The sequence below is a fragment of the Cytobacillus pseudoceanisediminis genome, from assembly GCF_023516215.1.
GTDB classification, from domain to species: domain Bacteria; phylum Bacillota; class Bacilli; order Bacillales; family Cytobacillaceae; genus Cytobacillus; species Cytobacillus pseudoceanisediminis.
The window spans coordinates 4,984,711-5,008,939 of sequence record NZ_CP097349.1; the positions used below are offsets into that span (position 1 = coordinate 4,984,711).

The 24,229-nt window shown below is 42.9% G+C and carries 17 protein-coding genes, 20 tRNA genes, 1 rRNA gene and 2 pseudogenes; 34 read left to right on the plus strand and 6 right to left on the minus strand.

Annotation, left to right across the window (positions count from 1 at the left end; genetic code table 11):
* Nucleotides 1-121: 121 nt before the first annotated feature.
* The 21 genes from rrf to M5V91_RS26670 all read left to right on the plus strand — a co-directional run bounded on the left by rrf (nt 122) and on the right by M5V91_RS26670 (nt 2,033).
* Nucleotides 122-238: ribosomal RNA gene (rrf, locus tag M5V91_RS26570) — 5S ribosomal RNA — on the plus strand.
* A gap of 9 nt (nt 239-247) precedes the next feature.
* Nucleotides 248-323 (plus strand) — tRNA-Val (locus tag M5V91_RS26575).
* 20 nt (nt 324-343) lie between these two features.
* Nucleotides 344-419: transfer RNA gene (locus tag M5V91_RS26580), tRNA-Thr, on the plus strand.
* 7 nt (nt 420-426) lie between these two features.
* Nucleotides 427-502, plus strand: a tRNA-Lys gene (locus M5V91_RS26585).
* A gap of 15 nt (nt 503-517) precedes the next feature.
* A tRNA-Leu gene (locus M5V91_RS26590) sits at nt 518-602 on the plus strand.
* Nucleotides 603-610: 8 nt separating this feature from the next.
* Nucleotides 611-685: transfer RNA gene (locus tag M5V91_RS26595), tRNA-Gly, on the plus strand.
* Nucleotides 686-691: 6 nt separating this feature from the next.
* Nucleotides 692-780, plus strand: a tRNA-Leu gene (locus M5V91_RS26600).
* Between the two features lie 15 nt (nt 781-795).
* Nucleotides 796-872, plus strand: a tRNA-Arg gene (locus M5V91_RS26605).
* Between the two features lie 7 nt (nt 873-879).
* A tRNA-Pro gene (locus tag M5V91_RS26610) sits at nt 880-956 on the plus strand.
* Between the two features lie 9 nt (nt 957-965).
* Nucleotides 966-1,041 (plus strand) — tRNA-Ala (locus M5V91_RS26615).
* 14 nt (nt 1,042-1,055) lie between these two features.
* Nucleotides 1,056-1,132: transfer RNA gene (locus tag M5V91_RS26620), tRNA-Met, on the plus strand.
* Nucleotides 1,133-1,149: 17 nt separating this feature from the next.
* A tRNA-Ile gene (locus tag M5V91_RS26625) sits at nt 1,150-1,226 on the plus strand.
* Between the two features lie 13 nt (nt 1,227-1,239).
* Nucleotides 1,240-1,332, plus strand: a tRNA-Ser gene (locus M5V91_RS26630).
* Between the two features lie 18 nt (nt 1,333-1,350).
* Nucleotides 1,351-1,424, plus strand: a tRNA-Met gene (locus M5V91_RS26635).
* 3 nt (nt 1,425-1,427) lie between these two features.
* Nucleotides 1,428-1,504, plus strand: a tRNA-Asp gene (locus tag M5V91_RS26640).
* A 25-nt stretch (nt 1,505-1,529) separates the two neighbouring features.
* A tRNA-Phe gene (locus M5V91_RS26645) sits at nt 1,530-1,605 on the plus strand.
* Nucleotides 1,606-1,619: 14 nt separating this feature from the next.
* Nucleotides 1,620-1,693, plus strand: a tRNA-Gly gene (locus tag M5V91_RS26650).
* Nucleotides 1,694-1,697: 4 nt separating this feature from the next.
* Nucleotides 1,698-1,774, plus strand: a tRNA-Ile gene (locus tag M5V91_RS26655).
* Nucleotides 1,775-1,788: 14 nt separating this feature from the next.
* Nucleotides 1,789-1,863, plus strand: a tRNA-Asn gene (locus tag M5V91_RS26660).
* A 5-nt stretch (nt 1,864-1,868) separates the two neighbouring features.
* Nucleotides 1,869-1,959, plus strand: a tRNA-Ser gene (locus M5V91_RS26665).
* Nucleotides 1,960-1,963: 4 nt separating this feature from the next.
* Nucleotides 1,964-2,033 (plus strand) — tRNA-Glu (locus M5V91_RS26670).
* 87 nt (nt 2,034-2,120) lie between these two features.
* Here the strand turns inward: M5V91_RS26670 and M5V91_RS26675 are convergent.
* Nucleotides 2,121-2,318: a hypothetical protein gene (locus M5V91_RS26675; protein ID WP_019382983.1), complete on the minus strand. Its 198-nt coding sequence runs from the start codon at nt 2,316-2,318 to the stop codon at nt 2,121-2,123.
* A gap of 223 nt (nt 2,319-2,541) precedes the next feature.
* Between M5V91_RS26675 and glgB the strand changes: the two are divergent.
* From glgB to M5V91_RS26705, 6 genes and pseudogenes are all read left to right on the plus strand, one after another.
* Nucleotides 2,542-4,486, plus strand: a pseudogene (gene glgB, locus M5V91_RS26680) (1,4-alpha-glucan branching enzyme).
* Nucleotides 4,428-5,573: a glucose-1-phosphate adenylyltransferase gene (locus tag M5V91_RS26685; protein WP_019382985.1), complete on the plus strand. Its 1,146-nt coding sequence runs from the start codon at nt 4,428-4,430 to the stop codon at nt 5,571-5,573. The pseudogene glgB and the gene M5V91_RS26685 overlap by 59 nt, the downstream one beginning before the upstream one ends.
* 54 nt (nt 5,574-5,627) lie before the next feature.
* On the plus strand, nt 5,628-6,656 hold the full coding sequence (locus tag M5V91_RS26690; protein WP_019382986.1) for a GlgC family sugar phosphate nucleotidyltransferase: 1,029 nt from the start codon (nt 5,628-5,630) through the stop codon (nt 6,654-6,656).
* A complete protein-coding gene (gene glgA, locus M5V91_RS26695; RefSeq protein WP_251174692.1) occupies nt 6,653-8,104 on the plus strand; it encodes a glycogen synthase GlgA in 1,452 nt (483 codons plus the stop codon). Before M5V91_RS26690 ends, glgA begins: the two co-directional genes overlap by 4 nt.
* Entirely contained in the window at nt 8,094-10,508 is a 2,415-nt protein-coding gene (locus M5V91_RS26700) for a glycogen/starch/alpha-glucan phosphorylase (RefSeq protein WP_251174693.1), read from the plus strand. The genes glgA and M5V91_RS26700 overlap by 11 nt, the downstream gene beginning before the upstream one ends.
* Nucleotides 10,509-10,623: 115 nt before the next feature.
* Nucleotides 10,624-10,770, plus strand: coding sequence for a hypothetical protein (locus M5V91_RS26705; RefSeq protein WP_157380199.1), 147 nt, complete (start codon nt 10,624-10,626; stop codon nt 10,768-10,770).
* A gap of 514 nt (nt 10,771-11,284) precedes the next feature.
* Here M5V91_RS26705 and M5V91_RS26710 read toward each other — a convergent pair.
* A complete protein-coding gene (locus M5V91_RS26710; RefSeq protein ID WP_019382990.1) occupies nt 11,285-12,133 on the minus strand; it encodes a dimethylarginine dimethylaminohydrolase family protein in 849 nt (282 codons plus the stop codon).
* A gap of 153 nt (nt 12,134-12,286) precedes the next feature.
* Here M5V91_RS26710 and M5V91_RS26715 point away from each other — a divergent pair, with 153 nt between their 5' ends.
* A complete protein-coding gene (locus M5V91_RS26715) occupies nt 12,287-12,499 on the plus strand; it encodes a hypothetical protein (protein WP_009333415.1) in 213 nt (70 codons plus the stop codon).
* A gap of 67 nt (nt 12,500-12,566) precedes the next feature.
* Here M5V91_RS26715 and M5V91_RS26720 read toward each other — a convergent pair whose 3' ends face one another.
* Nucleotides 12,567-13,262: a TraR/DksA C4-type zinc finger protein gene (locus tag M5V91_RS26720; protein WP_369426007.1), complete on the minus strand. Its 696-nt coding sequence runs from the start codon at nt 13,260-13,262 to the stop codon at nt 12,567-12,569.
* A 354-nt stretch (nt 13,263-13,616) separates the two neighbouring features.
* The gene (locus M5V91_RS26725; RefSeq protein ID WP_009333413.1) at nt 13,617-14,549 is read right to left on the minus strand and encodes a 1,4-dihydroxy-2-naphthoate polyprenyltransferase; all 933 of its coding nucleotides are present in this window, start codon (nt 14,547-14,549) and stop codon (nt 13,617-13,619) included.
* Nucleotides 14,550-14,958: 409 nt separating this feature from the next.
* Here M5V91_RS26725 and M5V91_RS26730 point away from each other — a divergent pair, with 409 nt between their 5' ends.
* The 6 genes and pseudogenes from M5V91_RS26730 (at nt 14,959) to menC (ending at nt 22,515) form a co-directional block, all read left to right on the plus strand.
* A complete protein-coding gene (locus tag M5V91_RS26730) occupies nt 14,959-16,365 on the plus strand; it encodes an isochorismate synthase (RefSeq protein WP_019382992.1) in 1,407 nt (468 codons plus the stop codon).
* Nucleotides 16,362-18,105: pseudogene (gene menD, locus M5V91_RS26735) on the plus strand (2-succinyl-5-enolpyruvyl-6-hydroxy-3-cyclohexene-1-carboxylic-acid synthase). The gene M5V91_RS26730 and the pseudogene menD overlap by 4 nt, the downstream one beginning before the upstream one ends.
* A 6-nt stretch (nt 18,106-18,111) precedes the next feature.
* The gene (gene menH, locus M5V91_RS26740; protein WP_251156430.1) at nt 18,112-18,951 is read left to right on the plus strand and encodes a 2-succinyl-6-hydroxy-2,4-cyclohexadiene-1-carboxylate synthase; all 840 of its coding nucleotides are present in this window, start codon (nt 18,112-18,114) and stop codon (nt 18,949-18,951) included.
* A 65-nt stretch (nt 18,952-19,016) separates the two neighbouring features.
* The gene (gene menB, locus M5V91_RS26745; RefSeq protein ID WP_009333409.1) at nt 19,017-19,838 is read left to right on the plus strand and encodes a 1,4-dihydroxy-2-naphthoyl-CoA synthase; all 822 of its coding nucleotides are present in this window, start codon (nt 19,017-19,019) and stop codon (nt 19,836-19,838) included.
* Between the two features lie 81 nt (nt 19,839-19,919).
* The gene (locus tag M5V91_RS26750; RefSeq protein WP_251174695.1) at nt 19,920-21,407 is read left to right on the plus strand and encodes an o-succinylbenzoate--CoA ligase; all 1,488 of its coding nucleotides are present in this window, start codon (nt 19,920-19,922) and stop codon (nt 21,405-21,407) included.
* A 1-nt stretch (nt 21,408) separates the two neighbouring features.
* A complete protein-coding gene (menC, locus tag M5V91_RS26755) occupies nt 21,409-22,515 on the plus strand; it encodes an o-succinylbenzoate synthase (protein ID WP_019382995.1) in 1,107 nt (368 codons plus the stop codon).
* Nucleotides 22,516-22,895: 380 nt separating this feature from the next.
* Here menC and M5V91_RS26760 read toward each other — a convergent pair whose 3' ends face one another.
* Nucleotides 22,896-23,054, minus strand: coding sequence for a DUF1540 domain-containing protein (locus M5V91_RS26760; protein ID WP_009333406.1), 159 nt, complete (start codon nt 23,052-23,054; stop codon nt 22,896-22,898).
* Between the two features lie 118 nt (nt 23,055-23,172).
* A complete protein-coding gene (locus M5V91_RS26765) occupies nt 23,173-24,222 on the minus strand; it encodes a cytochrome d ubiquinol oxidase subunit II (RefSeq protein WP_251174696.1) in 1,050 nt (349 codons plus the stop codon).
* Nucleotides 24,223-24,229 lie beyond the last annotated feature (7 nt).

The following is a 24,229-nucleotide window of genomic DNA, read 5'->3' on the forward strand; positions in this document are numbered from 1 at the left end:
GGTTATTACTCGGCAAATGCTTCTTCATACATTATCTAGTTTTGAGAGAATGAAAAATATGAAATTTTCTCTTGAAAAATCCTAAAAAGACGGTATAATAAAACTTGTCTTTGGAAAATAGTCTGGTGGCGATAGCGAGAAGGTCACACCCGTTCCCATACCGAACACGGAAGTTAAGCTTCTCAGCGCCGATGGTAGTTAGGGGCTGTCCCCTTGTGAGAGTAGGACGCTGCCGGGCGATAATAATGGAGGATTAGCTCAGCTGGGAGAGCATCTGCCTTACAAGCAGAGGGTCGGCGGTTCGATCCCGTCATCCTCCACCATTAATTTAAATGTACAAGCTGCCGGTGTAGCTCAATTGGTAGAGCAACTGACTTGTAATCAGTAGGTTGGGGGTTCAAGTCCTCTCGCCGGCACCATTTCAACGAGCCATTAGCTCAGTCGGTAGAGCATCTGACTTTTAATCAGAGGGTCGAAGGTTCGAGTCCTTCATGGCTCACCATTTTAATTTCATATTGCGGGTGTGGCGGAATTGGCAGACGCACCAGACTTAGGATCTGGCGCCGCAAGGCGTGGGGGTTCGACTCCCTTCACCCGCACCATTCTTTATGCGGAAGTAGTTCAGTGGTAGAACATCACCTTGCCAAGGTGGGGGTCGCGGGTTCGAATCCCGTCTTCCGCTCCATTTATTGCCGGGGTGGCGGAACTGGCAGACGCACAGGACTTAAAATCCTGCGGTAGGTGACTACCGTACCGGTTCGATTCCGGTCCTCGGCACCAGTAGAATTTAACATTGCGCCCGTAGCTCAATTGGATAGAGCGTTTGACTACGGATCAAAAGGTTAGGGGTTCGACTCCTCTCGGGCGCGCCATTATATACGGGGAGTAGCTCAGCTTGGTAGAGCACTTGGTTTGGGACCAAGGGGTCGCAGGTTCGAATCCTGTCTTCCCGACCATTTATTATTGGGGCCTTAGCTCAGCTGGGAGAGCGCCTGCTTTGCACGCAGGAGGTCAGCGGTTCGATCCCGCTAGGCTCCACCATATTTTAACACTTCGGCGGTGTAGCTCAGCTGGCTAGAGCGTACGGTTCATACCCGTGAGGTCGGGGGTTCGATCCCCTCCGCCGCTACCATTTAATTCATCGATGCTGGACCTTTAGCTCAGCTGGTTAGAGCAGACGGCTCATAACCGTCCGGTCGTAGGTTCGAGTCCTACAAGGTCCACCATTTTCATTTATACGGAGGAATACCCAAGTCCGGCTGAAGGGATCGGTCTTGAAAACCGACAGGCGGGTCAAACCGCGCAGGGGTTCGAATCCCCTTTCCTCCTCCATATATTTAATAATATTATCGCGGGGTGGAGCAGTCCGGTAGCTCGTCGGGCTCATAACCCGAAGGTCGCAGGTTCAAATCCTGCCCCCGCAATCTGGTCCGGTAGTTCAGTTGGTTAGAATGCCTGCCTGTCACGCAGGAGGTCGCGGGTTCGAGTCCCGTCCGGACCGCCATTTTTACAAAAAATAAATAATATGTGGCTCAGTAGCTCAGTCGGTAGAGCAAAGGACTGAAAATCCTTGTGTCGGCGGTTCGATTCCGTCCTGAGCCACCATTTTAGAACCTTATGCGGGTGTAGTTTAGTGGTAAAACCTCAGCCTTCCAAGCTGATGATGAGGGTTCGATTCCCTTCACCCGCTCCAAAATGGGCCTATAGCTCAGCTGGTTAGAGCGCACGCCTGATAAGCGTGAGGTCGATGGTTCGAGTCCATTTAGGCCCACCATTTTATATTATTGTTCCGCAGTAGCTCAGTGGTAGAGCATTCGGCTGTTAACCGAACGGTCGTAGGTTCGAATCCTACCTGCGGAGCCATATATGGGGAAGTACTCAAGTGGCTGAAGAGGCGCCCCTGCTAAGGGTGTAGGTCGGGTAACCGGCGCGAGGGTTCAAATCCCTCCTTCTCCGCCATATTGGCCCCTTGGTCAAGCGGTTAAGACACCGCCCTTTCACGGCGGTAACACGGGTTCGAATCCCGTAGGTCATACAAAAAAGCTGTCAACAATTTGTTGGCAGCTTTTTTGTTGTCTTTTCTGTTCCAGCCTGCCCTCGGTTAGTTGCTTCTCTGTTTTTTAATCAAACCTCTCTTCTGCCTTGCTTAATTTATTGCCTGGATTATTCAAATCGATTTCAGAAGATATTCCCGTATAGGGGCCTCTAAACATATCCCCGGTGGCCATAATCTTTCCATCCGGTGCTTCAAATATCGGAATTCTTATTTCATCTTTTGATGCCTCGTTTAATAAAAATTCCTCTTCTTTATTGCTCAAAATATTATTCTCCTTTCATTTTTTGCTTGCATACTTTGTTTTATTTTGTCTAAGTTTACCGGAGATTATGTCGAAGACTGTTAGATTGGGCAGAATGCTATCGGTTTTTAACGGGATTTGAATGTTGTTGTCATAAAATTAAAAAAACTTTTACAAGGATTTTTCTCACGTCTCACGAATATAACAGGAAAGTCAAAAGAAACGACACTGGGTGGGGAGAAGGATGGTAGTGGATACTTTGGTTCCAACCGATTACCAGCTGCATTTGTTCCATGAAGGGACATATTATGAGAGTCACCAGTTATTTGGTGCACATGTAGTTTCAAATGGCGGAGAAGTGATTACCCGTTTTTGCGTATGGGCACCGAACGCTGAAATTATCAGATTAGTCGGTGATTTTAATGATTGGAATGGAGAAGGCTATACCTTACATAGAGTGAATAATGAAGGTGTCTGGTTTATTCAGCTGGATGGAAACATGGAAGGTGCCTTGTATAAGTATGAAATTGAAACAAAGAAAGGGGAAGTGGTATTAAAGGCTGATCCTTATAGCTTTTTTCAGAAGTAAGGCCCAATACAGCATCTATAGTATATTCGCTTGACGGATATCAGTGGAATGACAGCAAATGGATGCAAAAAAAGAAATGAAGCCTATTTATACGGAGCCTGCAGTCATTTATGAAGTTCATCTGGGTTCGTGGAAGCAAAAAGAGTCTGGAAGTCTGTTTACATACAGGGAGCTTGCAGATGAACTCATTCCTTATGTGGTGGAGCATGGGTTTACGCATATAGAATTGCTTCCTCTAATTGAGCATCCGCTCGACGCTTCCTGGGGCTATCAGGGAACAGGTTATTACTCAGTTACAAGCCGTTACGGCAGCCCGCATGATTTTATGTATTTTGTTGATCAGTGCCATCAGCAGGGTGTTGGGGTCATTCTGGACTGGGTACCGGGACACTTCTGCAAAGATGCCCACGGCCTTTACCAGTTTGATGGATCGTATTTGTATGAGTATGAAACAGAAGGCGACAGAGAGAACCGAGTATGGGGGACAGCTAATTTTGACCTGAGCAAAAATGAAGTTCAAAGCTTTCTTATTTCCAACGCTGTTTTTTGGATGGAAAAATATCATATTGATGGCTTTCGGGTTGATGCGGTGGCTAATATTATCTATTGGCCTAACCGGGATGGAAAGACAGAAAATCCATTCGGCACCCGTTTTCTGCAAAACTTAAATAAAGTTGTTTCGCAATATGATTCTTCCTTTCTCATGATGGCAGAGGATTCAACAGACTGGCCGCAAGTGACTGCACCAGTCCATTATGGAGGGCTGGGTTTTCATTACAAGTGGAATATGGGCTGGATGAATGACGTTCTTACATATATGGAAACAGCACCTGAGAGGCGATCTGATGTTCATGGAAAGATGACTTTTTCGCTTTTGTATGCTTTTACGGAAAACTTCATACTGCCTTTTTCACATGATGAAGTTGTCCATGGAAAGAAATCGCTGCTTGATAAAATGCCCGGAGATTACTGGCAAAAATTTGCGCAATTCAGGCTCCTGCTTGGCTACATGATTGCCCACCCCGGCAAGAAGCTTCTTTTCATGGGGAGCGAACTTGGGCAGTTTTCCGAATGGAAAGACAAAGAACAGCTTGATTGGCATCTGCTTGATTACGAGATGCATAAAAAGGCAAATGATTATGTGAAAGAATTAATAAAGGTTTATAAACGTTCAAAGGCTCTTTTTGAGCTTGATCACCTTCAGGATGGCTTTGAATGGATTGATTGTCATAATGCAGACCAATCCATCTTTTCCTTTATCAGAAAAGGCTCAAAAGTGGATGATTTTCTTGTGATTGTCTGCAATTTCACACCTGCTTTCTACCCTAATTATCGTATTGGAATTCCAAAGGCGGGGTCTTATAGGGAAATACTCAACAGTGATAGTGATAGCTTTGGAGGATCAAATAGCACCAACAAGAGGGTCCTTAAGACTGAGGAAAAAGAGTTTCACGGCAAGCCGTTCAGTTTGGAAATGTCTATTCCGCCATTTGGCATTTCAATCTTACGCCCTGTAAAACATCGGAAGGAGAGGAAGGGAAATGGGAAAGAAAAAGTGCGTCGCAATGTTATTAGCAGGAGGGAAAGGGAGCAGGCTTAGTTCTCTAACAAAAAGTCTTGCGAAACCTGCAGTGCCATTTGGAGGGAAATACCGGATTATTGATTTTACATTGAGCAATTGCACCAATTCCGGAATTGATACAGTCGGTGTTCTTACCCAATACCAGCCGCTGGTTCTGAATTCGTATATTGGCATAGGCAGCGCATGGGATCTTGATAGAAAGAACGGCGGTGTGACAGTGCTGCCCCCTTACAGTGAATCATCGGAAGTCAAGTGGTATACGGGAACAGCAAGTGCTATTTATCAGAACCTCAATTATCTAAAGCAATATGATCCGGAATATGTCCTGATTTTATCCGGTGATCATATTTATAAAATGAATTATGAGCTGATGCTGAATTATCATATTGAAAAAGGCGCGGATGCCACTATTTCTGTAATTGAAGTACCTTGGCCGGAGGCAAGCAGGTTCGGAATCATGAATACGGATGAGGAGATGCGGGTCGCAGAATTTGAGGAAAAACCAGCATATCCAAAAAATAATCTGGCCTCCATGGGAATATATATTTTTAATTGGTCTGTTTTAAAAGAATATCTGGAAATGGATGACCGCAATCCGGAGTCCACTCATGACTTTGGAAAGGACATCATTCCATTAATGCTTGACGAAAATAAAAAGCTGTTCGCATACCCGTTCAATGGCTATTGGAAGGATGTCGGTACAGTCAAGAGCCTGTGGGAGGCAAATATGGATTTATTGGATGATGAATGCGAGCTGAATCTTTTTGATCATGATTGGCGGATCTATTCGGTGAATCCGAATCATCCTCCACAGTATATTTCAACTCAAGCTGAGGTTGCAGAGTCTTTGATAAATGAAGGCTGTACAATTGAAGGGGAAGTTGAAAAGTCAGTGCTTTTTCAAGGGGTGCTGGTTGGGAAGAATACTGTGATCCGTGAATCGGTCATCATGCCTGATGCTGTAATTGGTGAAAATGTCTATATTGAAAAGGCGATAGTGCCAAGCGGACTGAACATACCTGATGGCGTTGTGATTAGTGCTTCCGAAGAAGATGATGAAATTATTCTGATAACACCGGAAATGATACAGGGAATTTGTTCTTAATTCACAGCCTGGATGCCAAAACGGCCCCTGGCCAATAAAACGGGAGGGAATGTCATGAAGAAGAGAATGCTTGGTGTGATAGACGCAACAACCTACCATGAAGATTTAGAGGAATTGACAGTACACAGGTCGCTCGCAGCTGTTCCGTTTGCAGGCCGCTATAGGCTAATCGATTTTGTTCTCTCCAATATGGTCAACTCGGATATTGAAAGTGTTGCCATATTTCCAAAGTATCAATATCGCTCTTTAATGGATCATCTTGGTTCGGGAAAAAACTGGGACCTAAACAGAAAAAGGGATGGGCTATTCTTTTTCCCATCTCCTTTGCTGGATAGTCCAAGTAAAGGAATTGGATCTTTCAATCACTTTGCTGCTAATTTGGATTATTTTTATCGCAGCAAACAGGAATATGCATTGATCTCAAACTGTTTTACCGTTTTTAATATGGATTTCAGGCCTGTTCTAGATAGACATATTATGACGGGGTGTGATATTACAGTTGTTCGGCAGGATGGGCGCTCCCTTGAAATGTACCTTGTAAAAACTTCGCTGCTCGTTAGCTTAATAGAAAATAGAAACGAAACTGGATACACATGCATGAGTGATGTCGTTACAGACATCCATCATTCCTATACGATATGCAATTATGAATATGCCGGTTTGGCCGTCATGATTGATTCCATTGAAAATTACTTTGCTGCCAGCATGGGCCTATTGGAACCGGAGGCATGGAAAAATATTTTCCTGCGCAGCCAGCCAATTTATACAAAAGTAAAAGATGAACCGCCAACCCGTTATATGAAAGGTGCAAGCGCAAAGAATTCGATGATTGCGAATGGATGCATGATTGAAGGGACAGTTGAGAACAGCATTATCTCCCGCGGGGTAAAAATTGGCAAGGGCTCAGTCGTGAAAAACTGCATAATTATGCAAAAAACCCAAATTGGAGAAAACTGTGTTTTAGACTCCGTTATTTTAGATAAAGATGTTAAGGTAGAATCCGGTGCCAGGATTGAGGGAAGACATGAAATGCCTCTTGTTATTCGCAAAGGTACCGTACAAGGAGCGCTGATGAACTCGTGAAAGTATTGTTTGCTGTTTCTGAATGTGTTCCATTCGTTAAATCCGGAGGTCTTGCTGATGTAGCCGGTTCTCTCCCGAAAGAACTTGCAAAGCAGGGGACTGAAGTACGGGTTATTCTTCCTAAGTATGGTTCCATATCAGATGATTTAAAAAAGAAAATGTCTAAAAAGTGCGAGTTTACAGTTCAGGTAGGATGGAGAAACCAGTTTTGCGGAATTGAAGAACTTGAGCATCAGGGAATCGTATTCTATTTTGTTGATAATGAATACTACTTCAACCGTGAAAAATTATACGGGTATTACGATGATGGAGAGAGGTTTGCCTATTTTAACCGGGCCGTTCTGGATGCTCTTCAGCATATTGATTTCTATCCGGATGTTATTCACAGCCATGATTGGCATACTGGGATGATTCCTTTTCTGCTGAGGGTTGAGTATCGTGCGAAAAAGGGGTATGAGTTCATTCGGACAGTCTTCACCATTCATAATCTTCAGTTTCAGGGAATCATGCCGGGGAGTGCTTTAGGAGATTTATTAGGGCTTGACTATAGCCATTTTCATCCAGATAAGCTTGAATTCTTCGGAAATATCAATTTTATGAAGGGCGGACTTGTCGCTGCTGATAAAATTACAACAGTCAGCCCTACTTATAAAGATGAAATTCAAACGAAATATTACGGAGAGAAACTGCATGATTTGCTGAAGCGCAGAGCTTATGATTTGGAAGGAATCCTAAATGGGATTGATGATGAGTTTTATAATCCTGAGAAGGATCCATTTATAAAAGAAAATTATGCCTTTGAAAAGCTTCAGATTAAAAAAGAGAATAAGATGCATCTTCAGAAAAAATTCAGCCTGCCGGTAAAGGAAGAGGTTCCTCTGATAGCCATGGTTACGAGACTGACAAAACAAAAGGGCCTGGACCTTGTTAAATGTGTGTTCCATGAGCTAATGCAGGATGATATACAAGTTCTAGTTTTAGGAACTGGGGATCCTGAGTTTGAGCAATTTTTCAGGGAGATGGAAGCGGGGTACCCCGATAAGTGCAAAGCATTTATTGGGTTTGATGAGGGGCTTGCACATGAATTCTATGCAGGGTCCGATTTATTCTTAATGCCTTCACAATTTGAGCCATGCGGTTTAGGACAGATGATTGCCATGAGGTATGGATCCATTCCCATCGTCAGGGAAACAGGCGGATTAAATGATACTGTTCATTCTTATAATGAATACACAGGAGAAGGCAACGGTTTTTCCTTCAGCCATTTTAATGCCCATGATATGCTGTACACTATTAGAAGAGCAGTAAGCTTTTTCGGTGACAGCAAAATATGGGAGCAAATTATGAAAAATGCAATGGGAATGGATAATAGCTGGGCGCAATCCGCTTTCAAATACAATCAGCTATATGCAGGCCTTGTTTCAAGGAGTGAAAGCCATGTTTTCTGATCGCGATGAGTTCAAAGAGGAATTCCTGAAGAAACTGGAGATGACATGCGGTAAAAGCTTTGGTGAAAGCACAGAAAGAGATCATTACTTCACACTCGGAAATATGATCAGGGAACATGTGAGCACAGAGTGGATTAATACAAATGAGCGGTACCGCATCGACCGTGAAAAGCAGGTGTATTACTTATCCATCGAGTTTTTATTGGGACGCCTGCTTCATCATAATCTGATCAATCTGGGAATTGAGCAGGTTGTTAAAGAGGGCCTCGCAGATCTGGGAATTGACTTGAACCGTCTTGAAGAAATCGAGGCAGATGCAGGGCTTGGAAACGGCGGGCTGGGACGTCTGGCAGCTTGCTTTATGGATTCACTTGCATCCTTGAATCTTCCCGGCCATGGCTGCGGAATTCGCTATAAGCATGGACTATTTGAGCAGAAAATTGTGGATGGCTATCAGGTGGAGCTTCCGGAGCAGTGGCTGCGGAACGGTCATGTCTGGGAAGTAAGAAAAGCAGACCTGGCGATTGAAGTTCCTTTTTGGGGCAAAGTCGAAATCGCAGAGGACAACGGCAGGCTTGTTTTCCGCCATGTGAATGCTGAGACAATTTCGGCTGTTCCTTACGATATGCCTGTCGCTGGATATAAAACAGATACAATTAACACTCTCAGGCTTTGGAATGCTGAACCCTCTCCTTATCCTGTAAATCATGATATTTTAAAATATAAACGGGAAACCGAATCTGTTTCAGAGTTTCTTTATCCTGATGATACCCATGATGAAGGGAAGATTTTAAGGCTGAAGCAGCAATACTTTCTTGTTTCGGCCAGTATCCGTTCCATTGTGCGTTCCTATCGAAAGCAGCATAATAGTTTAAGAGATTTCCATGATTTTGTGAGCATTCATATTAATGATACACATCCGGTCCTTGCCATTCCTGAACTTATGAGAATCCTGCTGGATGAAGAGGGAATGGGCTGGGAGGAAGCCTGGGACATTACTGTCCGGACGATTGCCTATACGAATCATACTACTCTTTCAGAGGCTTTGGAGAAATGGCCTATCCGTATTTTCCAGCCTTTGCTTCCGCGGATTTACATGATAGTGAATGAAATTAATGAGCGCTTTTGCAGCGAACTTTGGAACAGATACCCGGGTGACTGGAAGTGGATTGAGGATATGGCGATCATCGCACATGACCAGGTTAAGATGGCACACCTTGCCCTTGTCGGCAGCTCCAGCGTAAATGGTGTAGCTGCACTTCATACAGAAATCTTAAAGAAGCGGGAAATGAATCAGTTTTATGACATTTTTCCTGAGAAATTTAATAATAAAACCAATGGGATCACACATAGAAGATGGCTCCTGAAAGCCAATCCGCTTTTGTCCGATCTTATTAATGAGGGCATTGGGGCTGGCTGGATTCGGGAACCGGAAAAGCTTCACGAACTGGCAGATTTTAAGAATGATAGAGTTTTCCTTGATCAGCTGCATCAGGTTAAGCAATTGAACAAGGAAAGATTGGCGAAGCGCATCCAGGAGCAGCAGGGCATTGTGGTTGATACGTCTTCCATTTTTGACATTCAGGTTAAGCGTCTGCATGCTTATAAGCGCCAGCTGTTAAATATTCTTCATGTTATGCATTTATATAATAGGCTGAAGGAAGACTCCAATTTCCGCATGCACCCGCGGACATTTATTTTCGGGGCAAAAGCTTCGCCGGGCTATTACTATGCAAAGAAAATCATTAAATTAATTAATACCGTTGCTGTAAAGGTGAACAATGACCCGCAGACAAGAGATATTCTAAAGGTTATCTTCATGGAAAATTACCGGGTTTCGCTGGCGGAGGAAATTTTTCCGGCTGCGGATATCAGCGAGCAAATTTCAACGGCAAGCAAGGAAGCTTCCGGTACAGGCAATATGAAATTCATGATGAATGGTGCTTTGACAGTGGGCACGCTGGATGGAGCCAATATTGAGATAAAAGAAAAAGCAGGGGATGACAATATTTTCATCTTTGGCTTAACGGCAGATGAGGTTCTCAGTTATCACCAGAATGGCGGATATAATTCCAGAGAGTATTATCATCATGATAAACGAATCCGCCAGGTTGCCGACCAGCTCGTGAATGGATTTTTCCCGGACGCCGATGATGAGTTCGAGCCCATTTTTGACTCACTGCTGATGGAAAATGACCAATACTTTGTGTTGAGGGATTTTGCTTCCTATGTCAATATCCAGAAAGAAGCCGGGAAAGCATATGAGGGTCGGGAACATTGGCTTAAAATGAGCTTAATGAACATTGCCGGTTCAGGATACTTTTCCAGCGACCGCACAATCAGCGAATATGCACGGGATATCTGGAAAATCAAGCCCGCTGGCGTTGAAATGATGAATAAGTAAAAGGAGAACAGCCTTTCCGGTGAGAAGAGGCTGTTTTTTGTTGATTAGTGGGAATTACCCCCAGAATGAAGGTGGTCAAGAGAAAATGGGAGTTAATCAGGGGGAATAGCCCAAAATGAAAGTGCTCAAGAGAAAATGGGAGTTAATCAGTGGCAATAAAGCCCAAAATGAGGAGGCTCAAGAGAAAATGGGAGTTAATCAATGTAATAACGCCCAAAATGAAGGTGGTCAAGAGAAAATGGGAGTTAATCAGTATGAATAATGCCCAAAATGAAAATGCTCAAGAGAAAATGGGAGTTAATCAATGTGAATAACGCCCAAAATGAAGGTGGTCAAGAGAAAATGGGAGTTAATCAGGGGGAATTACGCCCAAAATGAAGGTGCTCAAGAGAAAATGGGAGTTAATCAGTGGCAATAAAGCCCAAAATGAGGAGGCACAAGAGAAAATGAGAGTTAATCAATGTGAATAACGCCCAAAATGAAGGTGGTCAAGAGAAAATGGGAGTTAATCAGTATGAATAATGCCCAAAATGAAAATGCTCAAGAGAAAATGGGAGTTAATCAATGTGAATAACGCCCAAAATGAAGGTGGTCAAGAGAAAATGGGAGTTAATAAAGGGGAATTACGCCCAAAATGAAGGTACTCAAGAGAAACTGGGAGTTAATCACGAGGATTAACTCCCAAACATGCCTAAGAGAAAACAGCGGTTAATCACAAAAAAGGCGGTTTCCAAGAGAGTCTATAATCATTATTCCGTTTCATTGAGGCAGGAGATCTACCCTTTACTGCGCCTAACAGGCATCGTGCAGCAGCGGAAGGCACCTCCGGATTTAATGATTTCAGTAATGTCTACCTCAATGACTTCATAGCCCCTGGACCTGAGCTCTTTATTGACATTCTTATTAATCGGTAGACTGAAGATTTTTTTATTGCCGATAGAGAGGACGTTGGTTCCGAGCGTGAATTGCTCCTCTTCCGATACTTTTATTAAATCATAGCGTGATTCCAGCATTTTGACTTTTTCCCCATGGATCTCTCCCGGAAAGATAAGAGCTTCCTCCGGTGAAATAATATTGAATACACAATCAAGATGCAGATATGTATCAGTGAAAGGGATGGATACAACATCATAATCGGGCATAAGGCTGCGAAGATGCTCGATCGCTTCTTCGTGGGTACGGCTGCTCACTCCTGCAAATATCGTTTGGCCATCGATCAGGACGTCTCCTCCCTCTATGCGGTCTCCCGTAAGATTGTAAAAAGGAACCTGGTTTACTTCCAGCCATTGCTTCAGAACATTTTCTTCTCCTTGCCGAATGTCTGCCGCCATTTCTGCAACATATACCTTTTCTCCAAGTGTAAATCCGATATCACGGGTAAAAACCTGTTCAGGATATTTTTCAAGCGAGGGCAGCAAAACCACATTGATTCCCTGATCCTTTAATGCACTGACAAAATGTCTGTGCTGTTTCATGGCTGTATCTATATTAATTCCTTCTTTTTCATAATGCTTTTGTGTTTCATTAATTGTATCTACAATCGTCATGTACTTCGGTTCACATAACACCACTTGTTCAAGTTTGTCATATTCTGAAAAGCATGCAGCTTTTATTTGTCCAGACATTGTGATCCTCCCAGCGATATATTCTTAAGATAATATTGCCTATGAAAAGCGGTTTTACTCCGTAAAGTGCAAATATTAACAAAAATTCCCACTACAAAAAAGGTTTAAAAACCCTGATAATGAAATCATTAGATATAAAGGGGTAGCTGTTAAATGTACCAAATCGAGAAAGGATCAATGGAAGAAGTTTTGCTGCATCTTCAAAATATTGGACTGCAACTAAATGAATTCGAGAAATCAAATGATTCTATTCCGGTGAAAAATTATAAAGAACTGCTGGAATTCAGCATCTCCATTGCCCGCCGCACAAACGATGTTTCTGATACGATTGATGAGATTATCCAGGATATCGAATCCAAATTATAAATATATATAAGGGTATCTTATTTTGCCATTTGACATAAAAAAGCGATGCATCTGCATCGCTTTTACTTTAATCCTTATCTTCATCCACATAGCCGTCAGTCTGATGATACGGCACATCACCGAAAGGTGCTTCGATATCATTTTCATCCAGCATCGCTTCATACTCTTCCTGTTTCTTGGAAGGATACACTTTTCTCCCCTTGCCTTCAAGGTCATTTCCGATAAACGTCTCATAATCTTCTGTAAACCCTTCATCATCATGCCCTTCATTATAAAGAGAATTATAATCTTCATAGTCGCCTCTTAAGTCAGAGGGTGTCTCAGAAGTGCCAAAACGGGCAACTTCCTGGAAGCTGTCTTCGTTATCCACAACTTCTCTAAATTGATGATGCTGAAAGGTATTCCCGTGTGCAGGTTCAAGCACATCTTCTTCAACAGGACGGTCCCCGGGCACGTTTTGCTCTGGACTATGTTCCTTGCAGTAAAGGGTTGCTGGAATCACTTCAAGCCGATCATATGGAATTTCGGAACCGCACTCTTTGCATTTGCCGTATGAACCATCTTCAATTGCCTGCAGTGCTGCATTTACTTTATTCAGTTCAGAGTCATGATGTTCTTCTAAAGCAAAATCCTTTTCACGCTCATAAAGTTCAGAACCCATATCGGCTGGATGGTTGTCATAAAGGGATAGCTCTCCTACTGTGTCTCTGGCACTCGCACCTTCCAGACTTCCTTCTTTATTGCCTTGAAGCTGGGATTCCAGTGATTTTTTTCATCATTCAATTCTTTTTTAAATGGCTGATTTGTTCATTGGTCAACATATTATGTCACATCCTTGGATTTGATAAATATTATACAAGGCCTGCTCATGCCAGAGTCAAGCCCAAAATAAAGCCGAGCTTTGCCGCTCTTGCTCTGCTGAGTATTAAAAATCTTAGTCCATATGGGTTTAGTATGGACGTAGTTGGCAAAATCATAACGGAAGAAAAAATTTTAGGGTCAAGCATCTTCCTTAAATAAAAAATACCCGTTAAAAATGGGATGAAACCAAGAGGGTGCTTTCTGCTGTTTTTTCCAAACAAAAAACCCCTGCTATAAAAGCAGAGGTTCCATTTAATTATAAAAGATATCCGATAAACAAGCCTACTGATAAAAGAAAGCCAAAGATTGTATTTGTCTGGGCAGTGGCTTTCATCGCAGGCATCATTTGCATAGGCAGTGTTTTTCCGATGAAGCCTTTCGTTGCTTTAATGGCCTTGGGCGCACTTAGAACAACAATTGCAAGCCATGGTGTTATGATGTTCATGGCAATCAATATGAAAACCCATGCATACGAAACGATGAACATTGCGGCAAGCAGCTTAATTGCTCCTTTTTTCCCTAAAAGAATTGCCAATGTTTTGCGGCCGAATTCCTTGTCGCCGTCCAGGTCTCTGATATTATTGGCCAGCAGAATGGCGCCAACAAGAATCAAAATAGGGAAGGAAACTAAAACACTTGTTGCAGTTACGGTTCCTGCCTGAATGTAAAAAGAAATTAGGATGATCAGCATGCCCATGAAAAAACCTGCAAATAATTCACCAAATGGTGTGTACGCTATCGGAAGCGGACCGCCTGTATATAAATATCCTACTGCCATGGAGGCCAGTCCAATTGCTGCAATCCACCAGCTTGTGTTCATGCAAATATAGAATCCAAGCAATATCGAAATCCCATACAGGCCAAAAGCAAGGTTCAGAACCGTTTTTGGTTTGATTCCTTCCCGTACAATAGCCCCGCCAATTCCGACAGAGTCTTCCGTATCAAGCCCTCTTTTGAAGTCGTAGTATTCGTTAAACATATTAGTGGCAGCCTGAATCAGCAAGCTTGCTGCCAGCATAGCAAAAAACAGGCCAAAATTTATTTCAGTAAGTTCCATAGCAAGAGCTGTTCCAAGCAGAACCGGCACAAAGGCAGCGGTAAGAGTATGTGGCCTGGTCAGCTGCCACCAGACCCTCCAGTTCTTTGAGTTGGAAGCAGGCGGAAAATTGGTCTGTGCTTGTGGTTGCATGATAACTCTCCCCTTATTTATCTATTCTGTAATGATATCATTAATTGGATCATTCAAACTTGTTTATTTTAACCGATTAACAGGGTATTGTCAAAGTAAACCGCTATATTACCAAACACCTTAAGTTTAGGTAAATAATGCAAGAGTGTCAACGTATTATTGCCGTAAATAGAACCGGTATTTTCCATAAATAAGGAAACCGTAAAGCAGCACATTCCGATGTTAACAGTGCTAATGGCTGAATTGAGTTCAATTCATATTATAGATGCCTAAAGTAAGCTATAATATAATAAGGATGCAAAATGGAATGGCGTGATTGACATCATTGACATTCCCTGAATCACAGGTGTATCTTAGAATAAGTTTAAAGTAGGATAACGGCAATTTAAGCTGTTATTGGAGGGATTTTTTGGTTACGATACAAGATACGGAACTAAAAGAAGGGATCCAAGAGGCAATTGAGAGGGCCAAATCCTTGTCAAAGCCTGTTTTAGTGAGCGAAGTTCAAAAAATAAATCATATAGACCCCCTTTCTTTTTATGCGGCAGGAAAGAGCCGTTTTTTTGGTGAACGCTTTTTCTGGAAGGATCCTTCTGGTGAAACTTATATAATCGGGCTTGGGATTTGCAAGCAAATTCAGTCAGATCAAAGTACCGGCAGATTTAATCATGTTGAAAAGGAATGGAAGCGTTTTATTAATAACAGCATTATTTTTAACCCTTATGATAAAAATGCTACAGGGCCCGTGATGTTTGGCGGTTTTTCTTTCGATCCTCTAAAGAGGAAAACAAAGCTTTGGTCGAAGTATTCTGATTCCCTTTTTCATGTGCCGACTTATATGTATAGTGAAATGAATGGACAGGCCTTTTTGACAACAAATGTTGTCTGCACTCAGCATGACGGTGATTCTCTTTTTGAAAAGATAGTGGCCGAACGAGGCATGATAATGGCTTCAATCAGCGATTATCATCCTGAGAATGCAAACACTCTTCAGGAAGAAGCAGATATAAATCCGGAAAAATGGATGGAGACAGTAGATGCGGTTGTGGATGAACTTAAATCAGGATCTTTAAAAAAGGTTGTGCTTGCCCGGGAGTCCAGGCTCATCTATGATAAGCCGATCGAGATTGAAAGAGTTCTCTGGAATCTTATGGAGATGCAAAGGGAAAGCTTTATTTTTGCTTTTGAATCGAACGGTGACTGCTTTATTGGAGCCTCTCCTGAACGGCTTATAAAGAAATATGGAGAAAATGTTTTTACAACCTGTCTGGCAGGTTCCATCCCAAGAGGGAAAACAGCAGAAGATGATCATATCCTTGGCGATGCTTTATTGCATGATCAGAAAAATTTAACCGAACATCAATATGTGGTTGATATGATTAAGGAAGCAATGGAGGAATCCTGCTCAGAAGTTGAACTGCCGGATGAGCCGCAGCTGATGAAGATGAGAGATATACAGCACCTTTATACTCCTGTAATAGGTAAAACCAAGGGAGATGCTTCCCTTCTTGCTTTAGTTGACCGTCTGCATCCGACTCCTGCTCTTGGAGGCCTGCCTAAGAGAGAAGCAGTGGAAAAAATAAGAGAAGTAGAAGAACTGGATCGGGGCTTTTATGCTGCTCCATTAGGATGGATGGACTTCAGGGGAAATGGCGAATATGCTGTTACAATCAGATCTGGTCTTATTCAGGGAAATGAAGCATCCTTATTCGCAGGCTGCGGAGTGGTGCAGGATTCAAATGCCGAAAGCGAGTATCAGGAAACAAAAATTAAATTCCGGCCAATGCTTACGGCTCTTGGGGGTTATGAAAAGTGAATCATCAGGAAGCTTTAACTTCATATATAGCCGCATTTGTGGCTGAATTAGTAAAAAGCGGGGTAGAGGATGTCGTGGTCAGTCCCGGCTCCCGTTCTACCCCAATGGCTATGGTAATGGCAGAGCATCCGGAGCTTCGTGTACATATCCATGTGGACGAGCGATCGGCTGCCTTTTTGCGTTGGGGATTGCTAAGGCATCCCAAAGACCAGCAGCTCTGCTGTGTACATCTGGAACGGCTGCAGCCAATTACTATCCTGCCATTGTGGAAGCCCAGTATTCCAGAGTACCGCTAATCGTGCTTACTGCGGACCGGCCTCATGAACTAAGGGATGTTGGCGCTCCTCAGGCGATCGATCAGATTCATTTGTATGGAAAAAATGTAAAATGGTTTGTTGAGATGGCTCCTCCTGAGAATACAGCAGAAATGCTTCGTTATGCCCGCACAGTTTGCGCAAGGGCAGCATCTGCTGCCCAGACCTCACCAGCAGGGCCGGTTCATCTTAACTTTCCTTTCCGTGAGCCTTTAGTGCCGCAGCTTGACCGCAATGATTTATTTGAGCTGAGTGAGCGCACCGAAGGTTATGTAAATATCCATAGTGGCCAGTTTGGTTTGCCTAATGAAGAGTACAAGGAAATGGCACAGATATTTAACTCTGCACAAAAAGGAATTATTGTCTGCGGTCCTCTGGAAAAAGCTGACTTCTCTGCAGCCGTGATTAAGCTGGCGGAAAAGCTCAACTATCCGATCATTGCTGATCCATTATCCCAGCTAAGAAGCGGACTTCACGAAGGAAGCTTCATTATTGATGCCTATGATAGCTTTTTGAAAAACGATGATGCGAAGAAGGCACTCAAGCCGGATGTCATTATACGCTTCGGTGCTATGCCTGTATCGAAGCCATTGACTATTTTCATGAAAGAAAACAGCACTGCCCGCCAGATTATTGTCGATGGAGGCAGGGGATGGCGGGATCCTGCACTGCTCTCAACCGAAATGATTCATTGCGATGAGATTCTATTCTGCGAGTCTGTCACCTCATTTTTAAACACTTCAGAGAATGATGAATTTATTGCTTTATGGAAAAAATCAATGATCTTACCAGATCAAAGCTTGCGGATATTAATGCAGTGGACGAACTGAGCGAGGGGAAATTATTTTTCCAGCTGGCGGAATTACTGCCGGAAGGCTCTACCCTATTTGTAGGAAATAGTATGCCTATAAGGGATCTGGATACATTCTTCCATTATAATCAAAAGAGCATTAGAGTAATGGCCAACAGGGGAGCAAATGGCATTGATGGCACCGTTTCAACTGCTCTTGGTGCTGGAATGGCATCACAGCCGCTGTATCTAGTGCTTGGTGATTTAACCTTTTTCCATGACTTAAATGGCTTAATTGCCTCTAAGCAGTATGGAATAGATATCAATATATTGCTGATTAATAATAATGGAGGCGGAATCTTCTCATTCCTGCCGCAGGCAAATCACCCCAGAAATTTTGAAAAATTGTTTGGGACACCTCTTGATCTGGATTTTAGCCATGCCATTAAGATGTTTGGCGGCCAATATGATTTAATCTCAGATTGGGAACATTTTATTTCCGCCTTCCAACAGAACATGGGCAGATCAGGCATAAAGGTAATGGAAATTACGACAAATCGGGACAGGAATTTAACCGAGCATCGAGAATTGTGGGAATCTGTTTCCCGGGAAATAAGTCGATTGCTGGAAGGGTGAATGCCGATGAAATATGTCATTAATGGAGTCCGATATCATGTCGATACATGGGGAACTGGATTTCCACTTCTGCTTCTCCATGGCTTCACAGGAAATAGTGAAGGGTGGAAAGAGTTCGCTCCCTTCTGGAAGGATCATTCGAAGACAATAGCTTTGGATATCATCGGCCATGGAAAGTCTGGATCACCACCTGATATTGGTCAATATCAAATAGAAGAGTCTGCCGCAGTGATTAACAGTCTATTAGAAAAGATGGGAATCGGGAAGATTGATGTTCTTGGATATTCTATGGGAGGGCGCCTTGCGCTAACTTTTGCGGTCAATTATCCTGAAAAGGTCCGCAAGCTGATTTTGGAAAGTGCATCTCCAGGTCTTAGGACGGAAGCGGAAAGGCATGAAAGAAGGATTCAGGATAAAAAATTGTCTGAAAAGATTCGGCAGGAAGGCATTAAGAATTTTATTGACTATTGGGAGAACATCCCTTTATTTCAAAGCCAAAAAAGTCTTCCGGAAAAAATTCGAACCAGAATAAGATGCCAGCGTTTGGCCAATTCCATTGATGGCCTGGCAAACAGCCTGAACGGCATGGGCACTGGGGTGCAGCCATCCTGGTGGGATGAGCTTGCTCATCTCGAAATGCCAGTCCTTCTAATTACCGGAAACCTGGATCAAAAATTCTGCAGAATTGCGGAAGAAATGTCAAAAATTTTGCCAAATGTCAAGTGGAAGACCGCTGAAGATGCAGGACATGCAATTCATGTGGAGAAACCTGAATTATTTGGTACAATAGTAAGTGGGTTTTTGTCGCAGACAGGGGAGAATAATACAAATGGCAGTAAAGATTGAGGAATGATGTCATTTGATGTAGCGGCAATTAACGCTTTCTAATACATATTAAGGAGGATTTATGTATGTCAGCTGTTGAATGGATTGCAGGAAAACAGTACGAAGAAATCATTTATGAAACATACAATGGAATTGCGAAAATTACGATTAACAGACCGCAAGTCCACAATGCCTTTACTCCAAGAACGGTAATGGAATTAATTGATGCTTTTGCGTACGCACGTGATGATGAAAATGTAGGTGTTATTGTCCTGACGGGTGCCGGAGATAAAGCATTTTGTTCAGGCGGGGATCAATCTGTCAGAGGACATGGCGGATATGTAGGTGACGACCAGATCCCTCGTTTAAATGTACTGGATCTGCAGCGCCTGATCCGTGTTATTCCTAAGCCGGTTATTGCAATGGTAAAAGGCTATGCGATTGGGGGAGGACATGTCCTTCATATCGTATGTGATTTAACGATTGCAGCAGATAACGCTGTATTCGGACAAACAGGCCCTAAAGTAGGCAGCTTTGATGCAGGTTATGGTTCAGGATATCTTGCTAGAATCGTCGGCCATAAGAAAGCACGCGAAATTTGGTATCTGTGCCGCCAGTACGGCGCTCAGGAAGCTTTGGATATGGGGCTTGTCAATACTGTGGTGCCGCTTGAGAAAGTGGAAGAAGAAACAATTAAGTGGTGTGAAGAAATACTGGAGAAGAGCCCGACGGCTATCCGCTTCTTGAAGGCTGCCTTCAATGCCGATACTGATGGGCTTGCAGGAATCCAGCAATTCGCCGGAGATGCAACACTTCTATACTATACAACAGATGAAGCGAAAGAAGGCCGTGACGCATTTAAAGAAAAGCGCAAGCCAGACTTCGGCCAATTCCCGCGTTTCCCTTGATTGAATATTAATTTTTTCAGCTTGATGGCTTGCCATCAGGCTGTTTTTATATGAAAAATCGCATGAAATGAGGAGTATATGATGGAAGCGCAAATAGTACCGAATTTTCTTCAACAGCGAACTTTTTTAACCCCCGATCGCCCTGCCCTTTCCTTTTTGGGGAAAACCTATACATTTTCTGAAGTATACGAGCGTACATACACAATAGCAGGGCAGCTCCAGGCAGCTGGATGCATGAGAGGACAGTTTGTAGGTGTCCTTCTCCGAAATCATGAGGACACTGTTTTTATTCTTTTGGCCCTGCAGCTGCTCGATGTAAAAGCCGTCATATTAAATAACAGGCTGACTGCTGAGGAATTGATTTGGCAAATGAATGATTCGAAGTCCGCTTTCCTTTTAACTGAGAATACTTTTAATGAAGTTAGCCAAAAGGTTGTAAACTCCTTAGGAGAAATTTCGGCAATCTATAAAGAAGATTTATTCAGGAGAGATCCTGATGAGCCGTCAGTAGTAGAAGAAATAAGTCTTGATGAGGTTTGTACCATCATGTATACATCCGGTACAACCGGCAATCCAAAAGGTGTACTGCAAACCTACGGAAATCATTGGTGGAGTGCAGTGGGGTCTGCATTGAATTTAGGGTTGAATGAAAACGACAGCTGGCTGTGTGCTGTCCCGATTTTTCATATTAGCGGCTATTCCATTTTAATGCGGAGCATTATCTACGGCATGAAAATGGTTCTTTTTGAATCTTTCCATGAAGAGAAAGCCATTGAGGCCATTTCCATCGAAAAAGTGACAATCATGTCTGTTGTAAGTACGATGCTGACCAGGGTAGCAGATGCACTTAAAGGTGAAAAGCTGCCGGAGTATTTCAGATGTATGTTATTAGGGGGAGGACCCGCAGCAAAATCTCTTCTTGAAGATTGCAGAGAGAAGGGAATTCCTGTATACCAGACTTACGGAATGACAGAAACTTCGTCCCAGATCGTGACACTGGCTCCGGAATACAGTCTCAGCAAATTGGGTTCGGCCGGTAAACCTTTATTCCCTTCCCAGCTGAAAGTTGCTGATCCAAATGGGAAGCATGCTGATCCCGGAGAAGCGGGCGAAATTCTTGTAAAAGGTCCAAATGTGACAAAAGGGTATTTAAACCGAAAAGAGGAAACAGCAGAAAAACTAAAGGGTGGCTGGCTTTCAACTGGAGATATTGGATATGTGGATAAAGAAGGATTCTTATATGTGCTTGATCGGCGGTCAGATTTAATCATTTCAGGCGGTGAAAATATCTATCCGGCTGAAGTCGAGGGTGTGCTTGTTTCACACGCCCAAATATCGGATGCAGGGGTTATCGGCATGAAGGACGATGTTTGGGGTGAGGTGCCTGTAGCCTTTATCGCTGGAGACGAGAATCTGGATGAAAAAGAAGTGATGAAGTACTGCTTTGAGAAGCTGGCAAAGTATAAAGCACCTAAAAAACTCATCATCATTAATGAAATCCCTAGGAACGCTTCAAAAAAGATATTAAGAAGAAAGCTTCGGGAACTGCTTGAGGAAAGCGGGAATTAGCATGGATATCAAGACAATTACTTTATATAAAATCAAGATGCCTTTGAAAACACCTTTTTCCACGCATTTAGGGACAGTGAAGGATAGAGAGGGAATTATTATTGAGGTAATCGATCAAGAAGGACGGAAAGGCTACGGTGAAGGAGTCGCTTTTTCTTCACCCTGGTATACGGAGGAAACGGTTGAAACGAGCTATCATATGCTAAAAGAATTCCTTATCCCAATAATGCGTAATGCGGATATAAAGCATCCTTCAGAAGCGGGCCGCGTTTTTGACGCTTTCAGAAGGAATCAAATGGCGAAAGCGGCACTTGAAACGGCTTTATGGGACTTGGCAGCCAAAAAAGAAGATATTTCTCTATCAAAATATATAGGAGGCCAGCGGGAATTGATTCCATCCGGCGTGGTTGTTGGCGCTAAAACAAAGGAAGAAGTAAGAAGGCAAATTGAATACTATCTGGAGAGCGGCTATCAAAGGGTAAAAGTAAAGATCAGCCCGGCGAACGATTATGAATTTATTTCAGAGATCCGCCGCTTTTACCCTGATCTGCCAATCATGGCAGATGCAAATTCAGCTTACTCATTGGACGATATAGAACATTTAAAAAGGCTTGATGATTTTGGGCTGCTGATGATTGAACAGCCGCTGGAATATGATGATATTGTTGATCATGCAAAGCTTCAGAAAGAACTGAAAACACCAATTTGCCTGGATGAGAGTATTGTCACCTTTAATGATGCCAGGAGAGCTGTCGAGCTGGGAAGCTGTAAAGTCATCAATATTAAGATTGGCCGGGTTGGAGGTCTGGGAACAGCAAAGAAGATTCATGATTATTGTCTGGATAAAGGGATCCAAGTCTGGTGTGGAGGCATGCTGGAGTTTGGAATCTCCCGTGCACATAATATTGCTCTTGCCTCCATGGAGGGCTTTTCCATTCCTGGAGATATCTCAGCCTCGGGCAGGTATTGGGAAGAAGACATCATTCTGCCCGAAGTCACCGTGGAAAACGGGATGATAAAAGTTCCTGATAAACCGGGAATCGGTTATGAAATTAATGAAAAAAGGCTGAATGAAGTTTCCACCTCTAAAGATAGCATTGCTTTATAAGTAAAAAACCGCAGTTCTGCTTTTGGCAGATTTGCGGTTTTCGTTATATTGCAAAAAAATAGACGCATTATCAGCGCCCTTTATTTATAAATTATTGCGTAATTTCGTCTTTAATAAATGAATCCTCTTTAATGGCAAAGGAGCTTAATCCAGCAGCAGCGGCAAAAGCAGCTCCAAGCAAAATAATGGTTGATAACATATGTATCACTCCTATAAGTTGTTGTTACTCTATACATTCCCGGTAGGAATCTTAATAAACTTGTTTTTATAAAAAACACAAAAGCGATGCATAAAATGCACCGCTTTTGCAGCATTTCGCCTAACCATCCAATGAAATGCGTACCAGCAATCCGATAGCACCCGGAAGGTGCTGTCACCCATTAAAGGTCATGAGGCTCAAACGTTTTGCAGTCTGTTTCTTTGCTGTTGTCTGCGGTTTCTCCAGTATGGCTGACTACGTATATTTGGTCTGCACTGCATCGGTTCCCATTTTTCCAGAAAGCGCAGTTGTTAACTTCACATAAAACGTCTTTTGCCATTTTCAAACACCTCTTATCAGAAAATTGTGACCACATTAAAATTGACAAATTTGCGGAGCATGTCACTTCTTTATTTTCTGCAGTGCTTTACTGTTCAGTCATGGCATTTGCAGGAATATCATGCCGGATCTTTAGTTTGTTTTTGCCGCAAATATCGTTTGTCGTTCATGAAAAGGCTCCAAAAGTATATGAACCCAGGGAAAAGGATTAGGAATCCTGCGATATAGGTGGCAAATATGGCCCGGAATGAGCTCGGATCTGTAAACGCAGAAGCAATAGTCACTTCAGGGTATACAATATAGGGCAGATGAGCTTTTCCATATACATAGCTGGCAGCAAGGTATTGGAGGGTTATGGAAATAACCGCCAATCTGGGAATTCCCCTAACTCCTTTTTTGTTTACGGACGGAAGGAACAGTGCCAGTCCTCCTATTAGAAACAATCCAAGAGACAGCAAAAGCAAAGGCAAATCATCGATCATCTTTTCATAAATCCAAAATGCTTCCCTTTTTAAAGTAAACATAATAAGAAATGCCATTATGATTGAAACCGGTCCAAGCATGATTGCATCCCTGCGGTACACTGAGTAAGCTTCCATCTCTTCCGAGGCTTTTGAGTAGTCAGCGAGTAGAAGGGAAGACAAAAACAGTGTGCTGCTGATGGCAAAACCAATAAAAGCATATTCATTCGGGCTAGTAAAAAGATGCGCAAGGTCCAGAGATTGCCTGCCATCAGTAAATTCAACAAAATCTCCATGGGTGATGGGCAAAACGCTAATCAGCAATCCGGGGATAAGGATTCCGGATAGGCCTGAAATATAGGTGAGCGGCTTCCTGTATTCTTCCGCAATGTTGGAAAACACGAGGAATGCACTTCGGATCGCAAGTAATAGCAATATGATGCTGCCTGGTATTAGAAGTACAGTTCCCAGTGTATAGGCTGCAGTTGGAAAAAGGCTATAGACTGCCACTACAATTGCGACGATAAAGGTGTTTGTCACTTCCCAGGTAGGAGACAAATAACGATTCGCCACATTTGCCGCCTTTATTTTGGGCAGATTGAAGTAAATCATGGACCAGAAGCCTGCGCCGAAATCCATTGTTGCCATTACCGCATATATGAAGACGAATCCCCATAACACTGTGATGGCAAGTAATTCTTCAGCCATTGGATTC

Coding starts and splice junctions, on each gene's coding strand:
- M5V91_RS26685 (WP_019382985.1), top strand. CDS start 4,428: ATGGGAAAGAAAAAGTGCGTCGCAATGTTATTAGCAGGAGGGAAAGGG.
- menC (WP_019382995.1), top strand. CDS start 21,409: ATGGATATCAAGACAATTACTTTATATAAAATCAAGATGCCTTTGAAA.
- M5V91_RS26760 (WP_009333406.1), bottom strand. CDS start 23,054: ATGGCAAAAGACGTTTTATGTGAAGTTAACAACTGCGCTTTCTGGAAA.
- menH (WP_251156430.1), top strand. CDS start 18,112: ATGAAATATGTCATTAATGGAGTCCGATATCATGTCGATACATGGGGA.
- M5V91_RS26710 (WP_019382990.1), bottom strand. CDS start 12,133: ATGTCTGGACAAATAAAAGCTGCATGCTTTTCAGAATATGACAAACTT.
- M5V91_RS26705 (WP_157380199.1), top strand. CDS start 10,624: ATGAAAGTGCTCAAGAGAAAATGGGAGTTAATCAGTGGCAATAAAGCC.
- menB (WP_009333409.1), top strand. CDS start 19,017: ATGTCAGCTGTTGAATGGATTGCAGGAAAACAGTACGAAGAAATCATT.
- M5V91_RS26725 (WP_009333413.1), bottom strand. CDS start 14,549: ATGCAACCACAAGCACAGACCAATTTTCCGCCTGCTTCCAACTCAAAG.
- M5V91_RS26690 (WP_019382986.1), top strand. CDS start 5,628: ATGAAGAAGAGAATGCTTGGTGTGATAGACGCAACAACCTACCATGAA.
- M5V91_RS26700 (WP_251174693.1), top strand. CDS start 8,094: ATGTTTTCTGATCGCGATGAGTTCAAAGAGGAATTCCTGAAGAAACTG.
- M5V91_RS26750 (WP_251174695.1), top strand. CDS start 19,920: ATGGAAGCGCAAATAGTACCGAATTTTCTTCAACAGCGAACTTTTTTA.
- M5V91_RS26765 (WP_251174696.1), bottom strand. CDS start 24,222: ATGGCTGAAGAATTACTTGCCATCACAGTGTTATGGGGATTCGTCTTC.
- M5V91_RS26715 (WP_009333415.1), top strand. CDS start 12,287: ATGTACCAAATCGAGAAAGGATCAATGGAAGAAGTTTTGCTGCATCTT.